This window comes from Oscillibacter ruminantium GH1, from assembly GCF_000307265.1.
GTDB lineage: Bacteria > Bacillota > Clostridia > Oscillospirales > Oscillospiraceae > Oscillibacter > Oscillibacter ruminantium.
The window spans coordinates 544043-563233 of the sequence record NZ_DF158896.1 but is presented as its reverse complement, the minus strand read 5'-3'; the positions used below and the strand labels follow the sequence as shown (position 1 = coordinate 563233).

16 protein-coding genes are annotated in these 19191 nt (G+C 57.4%); 9 read left to right on the top strand and 7 right to left on the bottom strand.

The window, feature by feature from the left end:
* Nucleotides 1–698: 698 nt before the first annotated feature.
* Entirely contained in the window at nt 699–2129 is a 1431-nt protein-coding gene (locus ON16_RS02735) for an extracellular solute-binding protein (protein WP_040659179.1), read from the bottom strand.
* 438 nt (nt 2130–2567) lie between these two features.
* Here ON16_RS02735 and ON16_RS02730 point away from each other — a divergent pair, with 438 nt between their 5' ends.
* From ON16_RS02730 to ON16_RS02690, 9 genes are all read left to right on the top strand, one after another.
* On the top strand, nt 2568–3701 hold the full coding sequence (locus ON16_RS02730; protein WP_040659176.1) for an ROK family protein: 1134 nt from the start codon (nt 2568–2570) through the stop codon (nt 3699–3701).
* 425 nt (nt 3702–4126) lie between these two features.
* Nucleotides 4127–5254, top strand: coding sequence for a multiple monosaccharide ABC transporter substrate-binding protein (chvE, locus tag ON16_RS02725; protein ID WP_040659174.1), 1128 nt, complete (start codon nt 4127–4129; stop codon nt 5252–5254).
* A gap of 147 nt (nt 5255–5401) precedes the next feature.
* Complete coding sequence (gene mmsA, locus ON16_RS02720) at nt 5402–6952, top strand: multiple monosaccharide ABC transporter ATP-binding protein (RefSeq protein ID WP_040659172.1); 1551 nt, start codon at nt 5402–5404, stop codon at nt 6950–6952.
* Nucleotides 6949–8163 (top strand): multiple monosaccharide ABC transporter permease, encoded by a 1215-nt coding sequence (gene mmsB / locus ON16_RS02715; RefSeq protein WP_040659170.1) that lies wholly within the window; start codon nt 6949–6951, stop codon nt 8161–8163. Before mmsA ends, mmsB begins: the two co-directional genes overlap by 4 nt.
* A gap of 12 nt (nt 8164–8175) precedes the next feature.
* Nucleotides 8176–9699 carry a xylulokinase gene (gene xylB / locus ON16_RS02710; protein ID WP_040659167.1) on the top strand — a complete coding sequence of 508 codons (1524 nt, stop codon included), beginning with the start codon at nt 8176–8178 and terminating at the stop codon, nt 9697–9699.
* 107 nt (nt 9700–9806) lie between these two features.
* The gene (locus ON16_RS02705; RefSeq protein WP_040659165.1) at nt 9807–11282 is read left to right on the top strand and encodes an L-fucose/L-arabinose isomerase family protein; all 1476 of its coding nucleotides are present in this window, start codon (nt 9807–9809) and stop codon (nt 11280–11282) included.
* Nucleotides 11283–11297: 15 nt separating this feature from the next.
* Nucleotides 11298–12356: an aldose epimerase family protein gene (locus ON16_RS02700; RefSeq protein ID WP_040659163.1), complete on the top strand. Its 1059-nt coding sequence runs from the start codon at nt 11298–11300 to the stop codon at nt 12354–12356.
* A 130-nt stretch (nt 12357–12486) separates the two neighbouring features.
* Nucleotides 12487–12792: a DUF2089 family protein gene (locus ON16_RS02695; RefSeq protein WP_040659161.1), complete on the top strand. Its 306-nt coding sequence runs from the start codon at nt 12487–12489 to the stop codon at nt 12790–12792.
* On the top strand, nt 12789–13124 hold the full coding sequence (locus ON16_RS02690) for a hypothetical protein (RefSeq protein ID WP_243441749.1): 336 nt from the start codon (nt 12789–12791) through the stop codon (nt 13122–13124). The genes ON16_RS02695 and ON16_RS02690 overlap by 4 nt, the downstream gene beginning before the upstream one ends.
* Before the next feature lie 59 nt (nt 13125–13183).
* Here ON16_RS02690 and ON16_RS02685 read toward each other — a convergent pair whose 3' ends face one another.
* The 6 genes from ON16_RS02685 to ON16_RS02660 all read right to left on the bottom strand — a co-directional run bounded on the left by ON16_RS02685 (nt 13184) and on the right by ON16_RS02660 (nt 19171).
* On the bottom strand, nt 13184–14413 hold the full coding sequence (locus ON16_RS02685) for a vWA domain-containing protein (protein WP_369384275.1): 1230 nt from the start codon (nt 14411–14413) through the stop codon (nt 13184–13186).
* Nucleotides 14391–15194, bottom strand: a complete 804-nt coding sequence (locus ON16_RS02680; RefSeq protein ID WP_040659160.1) for an AAA family ATPase — start codon at nt 15192–15194, stop codon at nt 14391–14393. The genes ON16_RS02685 and ON16_RS02680 overlap by 23 nt, the downstream gene beginning before the upstream one ends.
* Nucleotides 15195–15423: 229 nt before the next feature.
* Complete coding sequence (locus ON16_RS02675) at nt 15424–16590, bottom strand: sodium ion-translocating decarboxylase subunit beta (protein ID WP_040659158.1); 1167 nt, start codon at nt 16588–16590, stop codon at nt 15424–15426.
* A 19-nt stretch (nt 16591–16609) separates the two neighbouring features.
* Nucleotides 16610–17011, bottom strand: coding sequence for a biotin/lipoyl-containing protein (locus ON16_RS02670; protein ID WP_040659156.1), 402 nt, complete (start codon nt 17009–17011; stop codon nt 16610–16612).
* Nucleotides 17012–17067: 56 nt separating this feature from the next.
* The gene (locus tag ON16_RS02665; RefSeq protein WP_040659154.1) at nt 17068–17364 is read right to left on the bottom strand and encodes an OadG family transporter subunit; all 297 of its coding nucleotides are present in this window, start codon (nt 17362–17364) and stop codon (nt 17068–17070) included.
* Nucleotides 17365–17401: 37 nt separating this feature from the next.
* Nucleotides 17402–19171 (bottom strand): acyl-CoA carboxylase subunit beta, encoded by a 1770-nt coding sequence (locus ON16_RS02660; protein WP_040659152.1) that lies wholly within the window; start codon nt 19169–19171, stop codon nt 17402–17404.
* Nucleotides 19172–19191: the final 20 nt, after the last annotated feature.

Below are 19191 nucleotides of genomic sequence, written 5' to 3'. Positions count from 1 at the left end.
TTTGAAACGGCTGCAAAAAGAAATCATACCCGGCGCCGGACGGAAAGGTATATCGCGGCCTCCAGTCAAAGCTTGTGGACAGGTGCAGCGACCGGACCACCTTCACCGGCGAACGCACCAGCAGCAAATCCGCGTTTCGCTCGGACTGCGGGGCAGAAGGGTCCATATCCCGGATACAAAGGCCGGAAAAGGAGGCATCCTCCCATGAAAAGTCAGAGGAAAGCTCCTGTGTATTTAAAATCACAAAAATGCCGGACAGCCGCTTGCCATACAGCGTAGAAATGAGTTCCGGAGCTATTTCCGTCAGCAATTGATCGCCGCCCGCCTTAGAGCCGTTTGGCCCCAGCAGGTCCAGATTCAAAGAGCCGTCCTCCACCATGGCAGAGGCGGTGGCATTAATCTCCCCTCGCAGCATAGTCAAATCGCTCCAAGTGGAAAGCATATCATTTTCCACATAATTCCGCCGGTTTTCCACCTGTTGAAGCAGCATCTGATCGGAATTTTCTCGTAGCCTCGTAATCACGCCGCTGAGTAAAATACTTCCCATCAGAAGGAAAATCTCCATCGCCAACAGTCCCAGCATGGGAATCATGAGAAAGTGTGTCACAGACCGCTCCGCACCGACACGCGCCTCTTTTTTCTGTTTCACACGGGAGTCCCCCTCTCAGCCAGTCTGCCACCGGGAAAAGCAGAACTGTTCAACCTCCGATTATGGTCTGCAGCCGGATCAGAGTCGCGCTGTACCATTCCTCAAAATGCTGATCCGAAGCAAAATCCGCAGTCGCCGCCGCCATCGTCTGTCCCTCCCGCATCCGGGCAAGGACTTCCCCCCGGTCCTCCACGGCCTGATCGCTCATGGCGTATTCCAGCTCATTGCGCAGACTGCTTCCCCCCGCAAAGGCAGGCGGTGTATAGAGCAGGTTTTCGTTGATCGTGTCCACGGACACGGTTAAGACCTCGTCCATCAAATCCGTAAGGGTAAGGCCGCTGGCTCGGATGGCTTTCATGCTGTTTGCGGTTTTCATCACGGGGAGATACCCGGAATCCACAGAGAAGCGAATGTTGCGCTCCCGATCCGTAAACCACTTCAAAAACTCAACGCTGGCGGCGATCTCTGTCTTCGTGCCCTCGGTTACCACCATACCGGCCCCCTGCTGGATGGCGCAGGCGGTTCCGCCTCGGAACTGAGGACAGGGTAAAATCTTCAAGTGAATGGGGTGACTCTCCGTATCGCTGGTGGAAACCGTTTCGGGCAGATACGTCGCACTGGACGAGGACCCGACGCAGGCAATAATATTTCCAGTCTTCAGATCATCGCTGCGGAAGCGGCCGGAAGCCGCAAAGCGCCCCTTGATAAAGGGAACGTAGTAATTGTCCCAGAGCTTTCGGACCACATCGTGGTCAAAATCCAGCGTCGCCTTCCCGTCTTCCACGGCGACAAGCCTTGTTCCCAGCTGCATGGAACCGGAGAAAAAGTAGTTGGCCATGGCGTCCCGCCCGAACAGAGCCTTGCCGTCGTCGGGGGTGTCGGTCAGGCTGTCTGTCCACTTGTAGTAGGCCTCTGCCGTCTCCGTAACGCCCTCCACCGTGGCCAGCGCATCTAAGGTCACGCCGGTTGCCTGTGCAAAAACATCCCATTCCGTCTCGTTTACCGCCAAAATCTCCACGGACTTGGCCACCGGGAAAATCTTGATATCCTGTCCGCTGAACCGGCCCTCATCCAAAAAGCTATCCACATACCAGCTCTGCTCTTCCTCTGTCAGATAGGCGTCCAAATCCGCCACAAAGCCCATCTGGTCCAGTTGAAACGCCGTATCCACGTAGGCGGAAAAAACGTTTGGCAGCCGCTCCGCCCCCGCCTCACCTTTAGCCGCTGAAATCACGTTACCGGCCAGATCTGCCACCGTTCCCTGACTGGTGCTGTTCACAACAACCTGCTTTTCCCGGCCCCGTGTGGCGTTGAACTCATCCACCAGCGCGTTGAACGAGGTAAGCTGTGCGCCGTTATAATAGTTCCATATCGTGATGGACGTGACTTCCTGCGCTGACGACGTTTCTGCACCGCCGCAGCCGGTCAGGAACAGTGCGGCGGAAAGTGCCGCCAGAGCAAATCTGGATTGGTATTTCATGACACGCCTCCATTTTTTGAGCATCGCCGGACAAGCTAGGTTCCTAATATCCCGCTTTTCAAAAAGTTTTCTGCTGTGATCCAGCCATTTGGAACACCCGTTCTCCCGGAATTCTCGGTTCACGCGCTCGCTGTGCGCTTACCGAAAACACTTTCCGTGCTCTCCAAAAGCCCAATTTTGCGCCAAGAATCGCATAATATTTCCCATTTTGTGTATTTTATCATGTTATTTTCTAAAACACAACAACATCTGCTAAACTGCCATCCAATTGTCCGCCAGCCTGATCGGAGCTCTTCTCCATCGGAGCCGGTTTGTTTTTAGGCGGGTCGGGCGCGAAAATAGAATTTTTATCAGAAGTCTTCTTGCAATCGGAAGGATGCTGTGGTATATTCAAGCTATAAACACAAGGCACTTTTGCAAAAGTTGGAGGCGAATGCTGTGGTAAGGTCTGGGACGATGTCCACCGTCGAACTGCGCAGGCAAAATCGGAATCATGTGTTTCGCAGCCTGATCGACGCGGAGGAACCGCTCACCAAACAGGATCTGGCCACAGGGCTTTTCATGAGCTTGCCCACCCTGACGCAGAATTTAAAGGAACTGGACGCCATGGGCCTGATCGACTCCTCCTGCACCACCGACTCCACCGGCGGCCGCAAGCCCCGGCTGATCTCCATCATTCCGGGTGCCCGATTTGCCATCGGTATTGAGCTGTCCAGCGGCAGTATCCGCATGGTGGCGCTGGATCTGAAGTGCAACCAGCTGGCTTTCCAGCAATTTGCCCGTCCCTTTGAAAACACCGACACCTCCGCCAAGGAGTTGGCCGCCCGACTGGAGCAGTTTTTGGACGACAACAGTCTCTCCCGGGATCGGCTGCTGGGCGTTGGGATTACGGTCCCCGGCATTGTCAACGCGGATCAGACCATTATTGAATACGCTCCCACCGCCCGGATTCAAAAAATGAGCCCCGCGATGGTAAACCGCTATATTCCCTACCCCACGTTTCTGGACAACGACGCCACCTGCGGTGGCTTTGCGGAGTGGTGGAACCACACGGAAATGGAAAATCTGGCCTATCTCTCCCTCAGCCGAGGCATTGGCGGCGCGATTCTGGTGAACGGCAGCGCCTACGACGGCGACCATCACCGCTCTGCTGAGTTCGGCCACATGTGTATTCATCCCGGAGGACGGGTCTGCAACTGCGGCAGACGGGGGTGCTTGGAGGCATACTGCTCCGCCACCCGCCTTTCGGATGACCTGCACATCACGCTGGAGGATTTTTTCACCGGTCTTGCCGCCGGCAATGCCGCCTATCAGAACACTTGGGAGACGTATCTGGACGATCTGGCTCTCGCCGTCAGCAATATCCACACCATGCTGGACTGCAACGTGGTCATTGGCGGCGCATTTTCTCAATATCTTCCCGACTATTTGGATGGGCTGGAGGCGCGCCTCAGCCGCCTGAATCCTTTCACTGACGACGGGGACTACGTCCATTTCTGCCGCTATCACGACCGGTCTATCTGCGTGGGTGCGGCTTTGCGGTATATTGCGGAGTTTATTGTCAAGGTTTGAAAAAATCCCATGAACCCGCCGTCGGAATCCTTGGAGCGTTCCCCATCAGTGGTTCTTCACTGGCGGGGAAATGCGCGCCACACCCTGTAAAAATCTCATAGTTTGTCCACGCAGCATCTTTTTTAGATAAAAGCCGACCGCCGGAGCGCCCCTCGGGGTAGTTCCGGCGGTCTTTTTATTCCGCGCAAACCCGGCGCAGTTCTCTTGTGGAAACAGAAAAATAGTCGTACCAATTTTATGAATTTTACCAAATCTGTGCCATCTGTACAAAAATCTGTTGACAGCGCACAACTCGGTGTGTAATATTTGGCTTAAAGAAAGCATATTTGCAAAAGTCATTTTGTTATTTGACAAATTTTGTGTTCCACCGCGCAAAAGCGTGCGGAAAAATAAGGTGCTACAAATTTGGAAAAGGAGCGAATATGATGAAGAAGAAACTATTGTCTCTGGCCCTTGCAGCAATGATGACCCTGTCTCTCGCCGCCTGCGGCGGCGGCGCAACCTCCACTCCCGCAGCTTCCAGCACTCCTGTGGCATCCTCCGGCGCGGCGGCATCCACCGGTGTGAAGGTCGGCGTATCCATGCCCACCCAGTCCCTGCAGCGCTGGAATCAGGACGGTTCCAACATGGAAGCCGAGCTGAAAGCCGCAGGCTATGAGGTCGATCTTCAGTACGCCGGTGACAACGACATCCCCACGCAGGTTAACCAGCTGGAGAACATGATCACCGGCGGCTGCAAGGTTCTGGTCGTCGCCGCCATCGACGGTGGTTCTCTGACCGAGGTTCTGAAGACCGCCAAGGACGCCAACATCCCCGTCATCTCCTATGACCGTTTGATCATGAATTCCGACGCTGTCAGCTATTACGCCACCTTTGATAACTACAAAGTCGGTCAGTTCCAAGGCAACTACATCAAGGACGCGCTGGACCTGGACAATCAGGCCGGCCCCTTCAACATTGAGCTGGTCACCGGTGCGCCGGACGACAACAATGTGAACTTCTTTTTCGGCGGCGCCATGGATGTGCTGCAGCCTTACATCGACTCCGGCAAGCTGGTGGTTCCCTCTGGCCAGACCTCCAAGGCCCAGTGCGCCACTCCCAACTGGTCCACCGAAGAGTCCCAGAAGCGCATGGAGAACCTGATCACCTCCAACGGCTACGGCCCCTCTGCCACTAAGCTGGACGCGGTTCTCTGCTCCAACGACTCCACCGCCAACGGCGTGACCAACGCTCTGCTGGGCGCGGGCTACACCGCCGACAACATGCCCATCGTCACCGGGCAGGACTGCGACAAGCCCTCTGTGAAGAACATGCTGGCCGGCACGCAGAGCATGTCCATCTTTAAGGATACCCGCACGCTTGCCTCTCAGGTGGTTGAGATGGTGGACTGCATCCTGCAGGGCAAGGAAGTCCCCGTCAACGACACCAAAACCTATGACAACGGCACCGGCGTGATCCCCTCCTTCCTGTGCGACCCCGTGATCTGCACGCAGGACAACTACAAGGAGCTGCTGATCGACTCCGGTTACTACGCGGAAGCCGATCTGGCCTGATTTTTCCACAGGTTTTCCACAGTCTTTCCGCTGGCCTTGTCCGCCGGCATTGAACGCAGAGCGGGCGGAGGTTTCCTCCGCCCGCCTTTGCTTTAAACCTCCGCGCGATGGCGCGGGTCAACCGCAGCAGAAATGGGAGGGATCAATTTGGCAAGTAAACTCTTGGAGATGCGCAGCATTATTAAAGAATTCCCCGGCGTTCGGGCACTGGACAACGTAAATCTTGAGGTGGAACAGGGCGAGATTCACGCGCTGGTGGGCGAGAACGGCGCCGGAAAATCCACTTTGATGAACGTGCTGTCCGGCATCTATCCTTACGGCACCTATCAGGGCGACATCGTCTACGACGGCGAGGTCTGCAAATTCGGCAAGATCAACGACAGCGAGAGCAAGGGCGTTGTCATCATCCATCAGGAGCTGGCACTGGTGCCCTACCTCACCATCGGGGAAAACATGTTTCTCGGCAACGAACAGGGCCGTGCTTCCCGCATCGATTGGGACAAAACCTATGATCTGGCGGCAAAGTACCTCAAAACCGTGGGTCTGGAGGAATCTCCCCGCACACTGATTAAGGATATCGGCGTGGGCAAGCAGCAGCTGGTGGAAATCGCCAAGGCACTGACGAAAAACGTCCGCTTGCTGATTCTGGACGAACCCACTGCCTCTCTCAACGAGACGGATTCCCAGAAGCTGCTGGATCTGCTTCTCCAGTTTAAGGCGCAGGGCATGACCTGCATCATTATCTCCCACAAGCTGTCTGAGGTGTCCTACGTGGCGGATAAAATCACCATCATCCGCGACGGCGCCACCATTGAAACGCTGGTCAAGGGCGTGGACGACTTCCACGAGGAGCGCATCATCAAAGGCATGGTGGGCCGGGAGCTGGTGGACCGTTTTCCCAAACGGGAGAGCCACATTGGCGACGTGGTCATGGAAGTTCAGGACTGGTGCGCAGAACACCCCACCTACGCCGGGCGCATGGTGTGCAACCATGTGAGCATGAACGTCCGCCGGGGTGAAATCGTGGGCGTCAGCGGCCTGATGGGCGCGGGACGCACCGAGCTGGCCATGAGTATTTTTGGCCGGAGCTACGGCGCGAATATCAAAGGTTCTCTGCTTTTAAACGGGCAGGAGGTCCGCCTCCACTCCGTTACCGACGCCATCAACCACAAGCTGGCCTATGTCACGGAAGACCGCAAGGGCAATGGCCTGATTCTCTCCGAAACCATTCGGGAAAACACCACCATGGCCCGAATGGAGCGCATCAGCCGTCATCAGGTTCTGGACAAGGATTTGGAAATTAAATACGCCAACGAGTATAAGGAGATCCTCCGCACCAAATGCGCCGGTATCGAGCAAAACGTGGGCAACCTCTCCGGCGGAAACCAGCAAAAGGTCCTTTTGAGCAAGTGGATGTTCGCCGAGCCGGACGTCCTGATTTTGGATGAACCCACCCGCGGCATCGACGTGGGTGCGAAATATGAAATATATTGCATCATGAACGACTTGGTATCTCAGGGCAAGGCGGTCTTGATGATCTCCTCGGAAATGCCGGAGCTGCTTGGCATGTGCGACCGAATCTACGTGATGAACGAAGGCTCCGTCGTGGGCGAACTGACACACGAACAGGCCAGTCAGGAAAGCATCATGGCCTGTATTCTCAAATCCACTGGAAATAAAGGAGCGGTAGCGGTATGACGGAGACAAAGAACAAACCCGCGGCAAGAACGCTGACGGGATTTTTGAAAAAGAACACCATGGTGATCGCACTGGTGCTGGTGACCCTTCTCTTTGAGGTTCTCATCATCACCGTGGCCCACAAGCCCGTGAGTCAAGCGCTTTTGACCCCCGCCAACATCTCCAACTTAATCTCTCAGAACAGCTACGTGGTCATTTTGGCCGTTGGTATGCTGATGTGCATCCTCACCGGCGGCAACATCGACCTGTCCGTTGGCTCCGTGGTGGCGTTGGTTGGGGCGGTGGCCGGGACCCTCATCGTCAACATGCACATGAATATCTATCTGGCCATGGTGATCTGCCTGCTGGTGGGCCTTGCCATTGGTGCGTGGCAGGCATACTGGATTGCCTATGTCCGCATTCCGCCCTTTATTGTCACGCTGGCGGGCATGCTGTTGTGGCGGGGTCTTGCTCAGATCATTCTGGACGGGTTGACGATCTCCGGCTACCCGGAGACATATCTGAACCTGTTTAACAGCTATATTCCCGGCGCCAGCGCGGAAAAGAGCACAATTTTGACCGTCACGCTGGTAATCGGCGTGGTTTTGTGCGCGGTGTATCTGGCGGTACAGCTGATGAACCGGGCAAAGCGGAAACGCAATCACTACGAGACACAGAGCGCATCCATGTTCTGGGGGAAAAACGCGGTGCTGTGCGCTTTGATGCTGGCTTTGTGCCTGATGCTGGGCAACCACAAGGGCCTGCCCACCATTTTGATCCTGCTGGCGGTCATCGTTCTGATCTATGGGTACTACACCCAGAATACCGTCCCCGGCCGTCACCTGTACGCCATGGGCGGCAATGAAAAGGCCGCAAAGCTCTCCGGTATTAACACCAACCGGACCATGTTCTTCGCCTATACCAACATGGCGTTTTTGTCCGCTGTGGCCGCTTTGGTGGTCACCGCCCGGTTCAACTCCGCCGCTCCCTCTGCCGGAACCAGCTATGAAATGGACGCCATTGGCGCGTGTTTCATCGGCGGCGCATCCGCTTACGGCGGAACAGGCACGGTGGCAGGCGCAGTGGTCGGCGCGGTGTTCATGGGCGTGATTAACAACGGCATGTCCATCCTTGGCATCGACGCTAACTGGCAGAAAGTCGTCAAGGGTCTGGTTTTGCTGGCCGCAGTCATCTTCGACGTGGTGAGCAAGCGCCGGTCCCAGTCCGAATAAGCGGGGGCACCCATGGAATACATACTTGGAATCGACCTTGGCACCTCCGGCACGAAAACTGTCCTGTTCGACACCACCGGCGCCGTCATCGCCAGCCACACTGCGGAATATCCGCTCTACCAGCCGAAAAACGGCTGGGCGGAGCAGGAGCCTGAGGATTGGTGGCGCGCGGTGCAAACCACGGTGCAGGCCGTTTTGGGGCAGAGCGGTGTCAATGCCGCGCAGATCAGGGGCGTGGGACTGTCCGGTCAGATGCACGGGCTGGTGATGCTGGACGGGAACGGAAACGTCCTGCGCCGGGCCATCCTCTGGTGCGACGGGCGGACGCAGAAGCAGTGCGATGAGATCACGGAAACACTGGGCCGGGAAAATCTCATTGCCGTCACCGCCAATCCCGCTCTTCCGGGCTTCACGGCGGGGAAAATCCTGTGGGTGCGGGAAAACGAGCCGGCGCTTTACGAAAAGTGCCGCCACATTTTGCTGCCCAAGGACTTCATCCGCTATAAGCTCACCGGCGAATTTGCCACAGAGGTATCCGACGCGTCCGGCATGAATCTGCTGGACGTTCCAAACCGCCGCTGGAGCGGTGAAATTCTCTCCGCGCTGGAGATCGACCCGGCGCTGCTGGGGAGGATGCACGAGTCCACCGACGTGACCGGAACCGTTACAAAAGCGGCGGCGCAGACCACCGGCCTTGCTATCGGAACGCCTGTTGCGGGCGGAGCGGGCGACAATGCCGCCGCCGCCATCGGAACCGGCGTAGTGAAGACCGGGCGGGCATTCACCACCATCGGCACCTCCGGCGTGATTTTTGCCCACGCCGACAGCGTCACCATTGACCCCAAGGGGCGGGTTCATTCCTTCTGCTCCGCCGTCCCCGGAGCATGGACGGTCATGAGCTGCACACTGGCGGCAGGTCTTTCCCTCCAGTGGTTCCGCAACCAGTTCTGCGGTGCGGAGCGAGAGACGGCGGCAAGCCTTTGCGCAGACCCCTATGAGCTAATGACTGCGGCTGCGGAAAAATCCCCGGTTGGAGCTAACCGGCTCCTCTACCTTCCCTATCTGATGGGGGAGCGTTCTCCCCTGCTGGACGCCGACGCGCGGGGCGTGTTTTTCGGCCTGTCTGCCATGCACACGAAGCGTGACCTGACCCGCGCCGTGCTGGAGGGGGTCACCTATTCCCAGCGCCAGTGTCTGGATGTATTCCGGGAGATGGGCGTTCCCATTCAGCAGATGATGGCCTGCGGAGGCGGAGCCGCCAGCCCCTTCTGGCGGCAGATGCTCGCCGATGTGTACGGCTGCCCGGTGCAGACCGTGGCCTCGAAAGAGGGGCCTGCCTTAGGCGCGGCGATTCTGGGCGGCGTGAGCGCGGGAATTTGGAAATCGGTGGGCGAGGGCTGCGAGGCAGTGGTCCGCCTGAACCCCCCGCAGAAGCCGAATTCCGCCGCAACGGCGGCCTACGAGCCGTTTTACCGTCTTTACTGCTCGCTGTACCCCGCGCTGGCGCAGTCGTTCCATCAGCTTGCCGCGCTGTAATACAAAATAATTTGCAGCAGCTCCGCGATTGTATTAAAATGAATCTGTACAAACGCGCCGCTGCCTCAGTTCTGTTCTCCGCAATTAAAAATGAGAGGAAAATCACCATGACAAATATTCCTGAACTGAAGCTGGGCATTATTTCCGTCAGCCGAGGGTGCTTTCCCATCGCGCTGTCCGAACGCCGCCGTCATGCCATTGTAGAATCTTACGGGCCGGGTCTTTATGAGTGCCCCGTATGTGTGGAGACCGAGGCCGACGCGGCAAAAGCCGTGAAGGACGTGAAGGCTGCGGGCGTGAACGCGCTGTGCGTCTTTCTGGGGAACTTCGGGCCGGAGACGCCGGAAACCATGATTGCCGACCTGTTTGTCGGCCCGTTGATGTACACCTCCGCCGCCGAGGGCGACGGCGACCTGCATGATGGCCGGGGCGATGCCTTCTGCGGGATGCTGAACGCATCCTACAATTTGGGCCTTCGCGGCAAACGGGTCTACATTCCCGATTACCCCTGCGGCACGGCGGAGGACGTGGCGGCACAGCTGCGGCAGTTTGTCCCCGTGGCAACGACGCTGGTGGGGTTGAAGGATCTTAAAATCTTTGCCTTCGGCCCCCGCCCCAACGATTTTCTCGCCTGCAACGCCCCCATCAAGGCGTTGTATGATCTGGGTGTTGCCGTGGAGGAGCACTCGGAGCTGGATCTGCTGGTGGCCTATAACCGGCACAAGGATGATCCCCGCATTCCCGCGAAAATGGCGGAGATGGCGGCGGAAGCCGGAAACGGCGAGAGCAAATTCTCCGGTATTCTACCCCGCCTTGCCCAGTACGAGCTGACGCTGGAGGATTGGATGCGGGACCATCTGGGTCTGAGCAAATACGCCGCGTTTGCCAACAAGTGCTGGCCCGCGTTCCAGACGGAGTTTGGCTTTGTCCCCTGCTATGTGAACTCCCGTCTCACCGGCCGGGGCATTCCCGTTTCCTGCGAGGTAGACATTTACGGAGCCCTTTCCGAGTACATCGGCCTGTGCGTTTCCGGCGCGGCGGTGACGTTGCTGGACATCAATAACTCCGTGCCCGCCTCCATGTATGAAAAGAGCATCGCGGGCAAGTATCCCGTCCGGCATCAGGAGACGTTCATGGGCTTTCACTGCGGCAATACCTGCTCCTCCCTGCTCCGCAATCCCCACATGGGCTATCAGCTCATCATGAAGCGGGATTTGGAGCCGGAGCTTGCCGAGCCGGACATCACCCGGGGAACCATGGAAGGCGACATCAAGGCGGGCGACATCACCTTCTACCGTCTCCAGTCCACCGCCGGAACGCAGCTGCGGGCCTACGTTGCCCAAGGGCAGGTGCTGGACGTGGAAACTGAGTCCTTCGGCTCCATCGGCGTGTTCGCCATCCCGGAGATGGATCGGTTTTACCGCCATGTGCTGCTTGAAAAGCAGTTCCCCCATCACGGAGCCGTGGTCTTCGGCCACTACGGCAAGGCCATTTTTGAGGTATTCAAGTATTTGGGCGTGACGGATATCGGCTATAACCACTCCGCCTTACTCCCCTACCCCACGGAAAATCCTTTTGCTTAAAGGGGCATTATCGCTATGAACGAAAACGAAACTTTCTTTGGCGCAAATTTCTTTGGCGTCACCGCCTCCGGCGAGGCGGTACAGCAGATCATCCTGCGTGACGGCGCGTTTTCCTGCGGCATTTTGACCTATGGCGGCGCGCTGCGGTTTTTGACCGTTCCAGACAAACAGGGCCGCCCGGTGGACGTGGTGCTGGGCTTTGACACCATGGAGGACTATCAAAAGCAGGACAAATACATCGGCGCGCTGATTGGCCGCCACGCCAACCGGATCGGCGGCAGTTCCTTTACCTTGGACGGGCAGACCTATCCCCTGCTGGCTAATGACGGAGCCAATCACCTTCACGGCGGCGGCGTAGGCTTTGACAAGCAGATTTGGAATGTGGAATCCGTGTCGGATCGGCAGGTCATGCTGTCCCTTGTCAGTCCCCACATGCAGGAGGGTTATCCCGGCACGCTGTCGGTTCTGGTGACCTATACGCTGCTCAACGGTGCGTTGTCCATCCAATACACGGCGCGAACCGACAGGATGACCGTCTGCAACCTGACGAACCACAGTTATTTCAATCTGGCGGGCCACGATTCCGGGCCGGTACTGAAGCAGGAAATGCAAATCTTTGCGGAGAATTTCACCCCCGCAAACAGCGAATCTCTGCCGGTGAGGGTTCTTGCCCCCGTGGAGGGCACGCCTCTGGACTTGCGGAGGTCCACCCCCATCGGCGCTCACATCGACGACGATTTTGACCAGCTCGTCTGGGCGGGCGGATACGACCACAACTGGGCCGTGGACGGGGCAATGGGCGCTTTGCGTCCCGCCGCCCGCGCTCTGTGCTGGGAAACCGGCATCTCCATGGACGTGGAAACCACTCTGCCCGGCATTCAGTTCTATTCCGCCAATTATCTGGATGGCTGCCCCGCCGGAAAGGGCGGCGCACCCTACGCCAAGCGCTGGGCCTTCTGTCTGGAAACCCAGTTCTTCCCCAACGCCACCAACTGTCCCGCCTTCGCTCAGCCCGTGCTGGCCCCCGGCGAGACCTTCGACCACACCACGGTCTACCGCTTTGGCACAATCTAATCTTCTTCGCTCTGCAAAATATCCCGGCCCTGCATAGGGCCGGGATATTTTTATTAAAGTTAAAATAAAATTTGACTTTCATAATATTAAATGTTATAGTTAATAAAATTAAATAAGGCAGGTGATAACCATGGCTGTGGAGGTTGTCCCCGAGTGGATGGCAAATCTGGAAGACGAGGACGTGGCGTTTATCAAAAAATTTCTGCTGGCCTCCGGCTCGCTGAAGGAGATCGCCGTGCAGTACGGCGTGACATATCCCACGGTACGACTGCGGCTGGACCGTCTGATCCAGAAAATCCAGATCAGCGAAGAGACTGCGGGTGAGCCTTATATTGCCCTCATCAAGCGGCTGGCGGTGAACGAGAAGCTGGATTTTGACACGGCAAAAATCCTGATCCAGGAGTATAAAAAGACTAAGGAGGGCGACGCCCTATGACGCTGATGACGAATCTCATGTGGTTTATTCTGATTTTTATTCTAGGGCTTGGCGTAGGCGGCATTTTTCTGCAAATCTTTCTCTCCAAGCGGGATAATAAGTTTCTGGGGCTGATTTTACCCATTCTCTGTTTTCTACCGTCTTTAGTGTCCACGCTGAATCTAGCATGTCTGCCGGGGATGTCCGCCGCATCCATAGCCGGACAAGTCGCGATAACGCTGATTTTAGGGAATCTCTATACGTTCGTTCTCCTGGGTATCTATTTCGCCTGCCGGGAAAAAATCAAAAAACAGTGTCAGCTGGACAAAATGAACATTCAGGACATTGAATAAACCGCGGCCCCGGAGGGAATTCCTCCGGGGCCGTTTGCATTTGTTGCCGTCCCACTTTTTCAGCGGGGAGCCATCAGGTGGCGGAGCGCATCGTCCAGCCCGTCGATGGTCAGTGGGAACATGGGCATTTCCCGCCCAATCAGTCCGATGGTATAGTTCCCCCACGTATATGCCCAGCGCTCCTGTGGAATGGGGTTCAGCCACGCCACATGGGCAGACTTCGCCGCAAACCGCCGAAGCCACGCAAGACCCGGGTCACTGTTGGACCGGTAGTAGTCCAGACAGCCGCCCCGGCTCAAAAGCTCACTGGGAGCCATGGCCCCGTCCCCCACGAAGAGGATTTTCCAAGAGCTGTTCAACCCCTGCAAAACCCCCTTGGTATCGGCGCTGTCCTGATACCAGCACTCCGGCGTGGTGAACAGGTCGTCGTAGACACAGTTGTGAAAGTAGAAGGTTTTCAATTCCTTGAAATGGCTGGCCTCGTGAACCGCGTGAAACAGCCGGGAACACAGGTGCGAATACGACCACATGGACCCGCCCGAATCGAACAGCACCAGCAGGCGCACGTCGTTTTTCCGGGGGCGGTCAAACGCCAGCTTCAAAAAGCCGCCGTTGTCGCATGTGGCCTGAATCGTCTCGTCCAGCTGAAGCTCGTCCTTCGGCCCGTCGCCCTTCACCGTCAGATTCCGCAGACGGCGAAACGCCATTTGAAACTGCCGCAGTTCCAACGCCGCGTCCTGCCGGAAATCCCGGTAGTCCCGCTCCGCCGCCACCTGCACGGCGCTTTTCTGCCGTCCCGGTCCGCCGATGCGGATACCGGCCGGATTATAGCCTCCATGTCCAAAGGGAGATGTGCCTCCGGTGCCAACCCATTTGCCGCCTCCATCGTGGCGCTCCGTCTGTTCGGAAAGGCGCTGGGCCAGCATCTTTTTCAGCTCCTCTAAATCAAGGCCGCCGCCAAAACGCGCGTCCACCTCATCCCGGTCAAAGTCCCGCTGCGGCGCGGCCTTGGCAAGCCACTCCAAAAACTCGTCAGGCAGCTCCTGCACGGACTCCACATCCCGGAAATATTCCGCGAAGGCCAAGTCGAACCGGTCAAAATCCGCCTCGCTTTTCACTAAAATACAGCGGGCAAGATAGTAGAAGTCCGTCAGCTGGGAACCGTGGAGTCCCAACGTCAGCGCCTCCATCAGCGTCAGCCATTCGTTCAGGGATACGTCCAAGCCGTATCGCCGGAGCGCGTAGAAAAATCCCGTGAACATGGCCTTACCGCTGCCGACGAGCGGCATCCAGATCCTCCGTCTTTTTCAGAAGAACCCCTGCAAAAGGTAAAGTATCCCGCAGCAGCTTGGGATTCACGCCGCCAATGCTAAGCGCCTGTACCCAATCCAGCAGCTCACTGGTGGAGGGCTTTTTCTGCAAATCCCGGTTCCGCAGACGGTAAAACTGCTCCAACGCCTGCGTGAGCAGCGTTTGATCCAGCTGTGGATAATGAGCGCGGACAATTTGCTCCATCATATCCGCATTGGGAAACGCAATATAATGGAAAATGCACCGCCGCAAAAACGCGTCCGGCAGCTCTTTTTCCGCGTTGGAGGTAATAATAACGATGGGACGGTTCTTTGCCCGAACCGTCTCCTTTGTCTCGGGAATGTAGAATTCCATCCGGTCCAGTTCCCAAAGAAGATCGTTGGGAAATTCCAGATCAGCCTTGTCGATCTCGTCGATCAGCAGCACCACCTGCTTTTCAGACCGGAACGCCTCGCCCATCTTCCCCAGCTTGATATACTTCTTGATATCGTTGACGCCGCCCTCGCCAAACTGGCTGTCATACAGTCGGGCCACAGTGTCGTAGACGTACAGGCCGTCCTGCGCTTTGGTGGTGGATTTGATGTTCCAGACGATCAGCTCCATATCCAGCGACTCCGCGATAGCTGCCGCCAGCATGGTCTTTCCGGTTCCCGGCTCGCCCTTGATGAGCAGGGGCTTTTGCAGTGCCCGGGCAATGTCCGCCACCCGCAGCAGTTCGGGCGAAGCGATATAGTCTTTTGTGCTTTGCAGTTCTTTCATAATACCTCCATGGCAGTGTTTCCATTAGGATGATCGAAAGGGGCCGCCGCGATACGCGGCGGCCCCTTTGCCGTATTCTTTTTACCTTTTGCTCTTCCATCTCCCTCTCCCTCGTACCCTCTCCGACGCAAACCAACGAAGTGTTTGGGTTGGAAGGAGGAGAGGCAGCGCAATGAGTGAGCTTTTCGCCACAGGCGGAAGCGAGGGATATGGAACTTGCCTCGACGTTTTAGCCGAAGAGCTTCAGCAGGCAGCCCGCAGCCACTGCGGAGCCGATCACGCCGGCCACGTTGGGGCCCATGGCGTGCATCAGCAGGAAGTTGGCGGGATTGTACTTCTGACCCACGACCTGAGAAACACGGGCAGCCATGGGAACCGCGGACACGCCGGCAGAACCGATCAGAGGATTGATCTTGCCTCCGGAGCAGATGCACATCAGCTTGCCGAACAACACGCCGCAGGCGGTGGCGAAGCAGAAAGCGATCAGACCCAGGACAATGATCTTGATGGTATCCCAGCTGAGGAACCGGTCATACACAGCGGTTGCGCCAACAGAAATGCCCAAGAAAATGGTAACGATGTTCATCAGGGCGTTCTGGACGGTATCGCTGAGGCGCTCGGTCACGCCGCACTCCTTGAACAGGTTGCCCAGCATCAGGCAGCCCAGCAGAGGCGCCACAGAAGGCAGAACCAAGCAGGTGACGATAGTGACCATGATCGGGAAAACGATCTTCTCGGTCTTGGAGACGGGACGCAGAGTCTCCATCTTGATCTTCCGCTCTTTCTCCGTGGTCAGCAGCTTCATGATGGGCGGCTGAATCAGCGGAATCAGCGCCATGTAGGAATAGGCCGCAATGGCAATGGGACCCAGATACTCCGGAGCCAGGATTTTAGTCAGCCAAATAGCGGTGGGGCCATCCGCGCCGCCGATGATGGCGATGGATGCGGCCACATTGGGAGCAAAGCCCATGGCGGTAGCCATCAGCAGTGCCACAAAGATGCCGCCCTGAGCCGCAGCGCCCATGAACAGGGAAGACGGACGGGCAATCAGCGGGCTGAAATCGGTCATGGCGCCAACGCCCATGAAAATCAAAGAGGGATACAGGCCGGTCTTGACGCCGATGTACAGCAGGTCAAGAAGGCCGCCGTCGTGGAGCACAGTGCCGTAACTCACGTCCACGCCCCAGAACTCGGGGTGAAAAACTCCGCCGCCGGGGAGGTTTGTCAGCAGCATGCCGAAGGCAATACCGACCAGCAACAGGGGTTCAAACTTCTTCACGATGCCCAGATACAGCAGCACGCAGGAAACGGCAAGCATGATCAGCTGCCGCCAGTCCATCGTGGCAAAGCCGGATGTGCTGGCAAGACCTGAGACAACTCCAGTAATTAAATCCATTCGGAAAGCTCCTTTCCGATCAACCGATCTGAATCAGCTGAGTACCGGCCTCGATCTGAGCGCCAACCGCAACAAATACCTTGGTAACAGTGCCTGCGGAGGGGGCCATGACCTCGTTCTCCATCTTCATGGCCTCAAAGGTCAGCAGCACCTGTCCGGCGGTCACAGCGTCACCCTCCTTGACGGGGACAGAGAGAACCTTGCCGGCCATGGGCGCGGTGATGTCGCCGGCGCCGGCGGGAGCAGCAGCGGGGGCGGGGGCAGCGGCGGGAGCAGGAGCAGCGGCAGGGGCGGCAGCAGGAGCAGCAACGGGAGTCACGCTCTGGATGCGGGGCGCAGCGGCGGGAGCGGCGGCAGTACCGTTTTCAGCCACCTGAACATCATAGGTCTTCCCATTGACAGTGATCGTATAAGCTCTCATGTCGATTTCTCCTTTAAATTGTACAAATATTTTTGAAAATTTTAAACAGGACAGTCTTAATCCAGATCCTGTCGATTGCGAATAAAGGGATTGCATTTCGCGCGCTCATACTCCGCAATTGCGGCGGAAAGAACGGCAATCAGCTCTGCGTCATCCTGCTTGGGTGCAGCCGCAGGGGCGGCGGCAGCTCCGGTGGAAGAAGCGGCGGGGGCGGCTTTTCCGACATTGCGGGTGGCGATCTTGCCGGACACGATCAAAAGCACGTAGAGAAGCAGCAAAACTGCAAACACCACCAGCATACTGGCAATAGAAACGATGCCGGCTTCGCCCATGCCCATAGCGTTATGGATCATACATTCACCTCAGAAGCAAACGCTTCTCTTTCCTTTCTTACTTGTTCATCAGGTTGTTCCAGTCACGGATGATCCGCGGGGTCATCATGTGATGGAACGGGCAGATGGACTCGGGATTCTGATAGGCGGCTCCCACAAACGCGCAGAGATAATTGCGCAGCTTGGGCAGCTCCACGATCTCGTCCACAAGGCCGGTCTTGGCGCATGCGGCGGGACGGGACTTATCGGAATACTCCTGAATCAGCTTGTTCATCTTGTCAATAGTGGGCTGGAGATCCTTGTCTTCCTTCTTGTCCTTGACCAGACGGCGGGCATACATGGCGGCAGCGGCAGTTTCGCCGTGCATCACGTAGATCTCGGTGGCGGCGGTGCCGATGCTGAAGACGTTGCGCTCGGTACCCTGAGGGCCGCCCATGACATAGTGGGCAGCGGCGGTACCCTTGCGCAGAGTGATCTCCATCTGGGGAACCTTGGCGTTCTGAATGGAATAAATCAGAGATTGGCCCAAGCCCAGCAGCTCAGCCTGCTCGGCGGGGTCGCCCACGTCGATACCGGTGGTATCCTGAATCCACACGATGGGCAGACGGTCGCGCCCGCACATGGTGACGAATTCATTCATCTTGATCAGGCCCTGACGGTACAGCTTGCCGCCCACGCCCACAGCGCCTGCGCCCCGATACTCGGGATAATTGGGCAGAAGGCCCTGATAGTTGGTAACAATACCGGTCAGAAGGCCGTTGACCCGGGCAAGACCGCAGACGATCTCGGGGCCGTAGCCCTTCTTGTATTCCATGAATTCGCTGTTGTCGAACAGGCAGGCCAGCACTTCACGAACGTCATAGGCGCGCTTCTGGTTGAAAGGCACACGGGTATACAGCTCTTCGCCCTTGTGAGCAGGCTCCATGGGGTCGGCCACGCGGAAGAAGTTTTCGTTGTAGCCGGGGATTGCGTCCATGTACTTCTGGATCGCAGCCAGAACGCCCTCTTCGCCGGAATAGACCTCGCGGAAGAAACCGGTCTCGCCGAAATGGATGTGCACCGCACCGGGAGGGTCAATCTTGCCGGCATTCACGGTGGCGTCGATCAGGGCGTTGGCCGCCTCGTCGTCCACATAACCCTTGGGGTTCATGCCGCCCACGATGCCCGCGCCGCCGACGGCCATGTTGGCCTTCTCATGGGCAATCAGGATAGTGGGGCTGATGGCGTGATAACCGCCGCCGGCGGGGTTGGTGCCGTAAATGCCCACCAGAACGGGAATGCCCATCTGCTCCAGCTCGGCGTGGCGATAGAAGGGCGTGCCGCCGGTGACGCGGCCTGCATAAACCTTCTCCTGCTCATCCAGCTTCACGCCGGAGCAGTTCAGCACGTACACCAGAGGGATGCGGAGCATCTTGGCGATATCCGTGGCACGGGTCAGCTTCAGCGCCTGCCCGGGAACCCACGCGCCAGCCAGCTTCTTGTTGTCGGAGGCGATGATCACCGCCCACTTGTCATGGATCTTGCCCATGCCGATCAAAACGCCGGTGGAACCATCCTTGTTGTTGCCGGGGTTGTAGAGGCTGTCCAGCGGGCACCAGGTACCCTCGTCCACCAGAATCTCCAGACGCTGCCGGGCGGTCATCTGACCGGACTGATTGAGGGACTCGTCGCTGCGGCCGGCGCTGAGGGCGGCCTCAACTTCCGCGTTATACGCGGTTTCGACATCCTGCAGGGACTTTGCGTTTTCCTCGTTCACCGCGTTCAGCGGCGTGCCCAGCTGGGGCATGTTCTGGAAGTAAGAAGGCATGGAGTAGCCAAATGCGCTCATATCGTACCACCTTATCATAT

Bases quoted from the DNA above. Each gene is read 5' to 3' on its own strand.
- ON16_RS02735 (WP_040659179.1), bottom strand. From the start codon at position 2,129: ATGAAATACCAATCCAGATTTGCTCTGGCGGCACTTTCCGCCGCACTG.
- ON16_RS02670 (WP_040659156.1), bottom strand. From the start codon at position 17,011: ATGAGAGCTTATACGATCACTGTCAATGGGAAGACCTATGATGTTCAG.
- ON16_RS02695 (WP_040659161.1), top strand. From the start codon at position 12,487: ATGGCTGTGGAGGTTGTCCCCGAGTGGATGGCAAATCTGGAAGACGAG.
- mmsB (WP_040659170.1), top strand. From the start codon at position 6,949: ATGACGGAGACAAAGAACAAACCCGCGGCAAGAACGCTGACGGGATTT.
- ON16_RS02675 (WP_040659158.1), bottom strand. From the start codon at position 16,590: ATGGATTTAATTACTGGAGTTGTCTCAGGTCTTGCCAGCACATCCGGC.
- ON16_RS02690 (WP_243441749.1), top strand. From the start codon at position 12,789: ATGACGCTGATGACGAATCTCATGTGGTTTATTCTGATTTTTATTCTA.
- ON16_RS02705 (WP_040659165.1), top strand. From the start codon at position 9,807: ATGACAAATATTCCTGAACTGAAGCTGGGCATTATTTCCGTCAGCCGA.
- ON16_RS02685 (WP_369384275.1), bottom strand. From the start codon at position 14,413: ATGCCGCTCGTCGGCAGCGGTAAGGCCATGTTCACGGGATTTTTCTAC.
- ON16_RS02700 (WP_040659163.1), top strand. From the start codon at position 11,298: ATGAACGAAAACGAAACTTTCTTTGGCGCAAATTTCTTTGGCGTCACC.
- ON16_RS02665 (WP_040659154.1), bottom strand. From the start codon at position 17,364: ATGATCCATAACGCTATGGGCATGGGCGAAGCCGGCATCGTTTCTATT.
- chvE (WP_040659174.1), top strand. From the start codon at position 4,127: ATGAAGAAGAAACTATTGTCTCTGGCCCTTGCAGCAATGATGACCCTG.
- ON16_RS02680 (WP_040659160.1), bottom strand. From the start codon at position 15,194: ATGAAAGAACTGCAAAGCACAAAAGACTATATCGCTTCGCCCGAACTG.
- xylB (WP_040659167.1), top strand. From the start codon at position 8,176: ATGGAATACATACTTGGAATCGACCTTGGCACCTCCGGCACGAAAACT.
- ON16_RS02660 (WP_040659152.1), bottom strand. From the start codon at position 19,171: ATGAGCGCATTTGGCTACTCCATGCCTTCTTACTTCCAGAACATGCCC.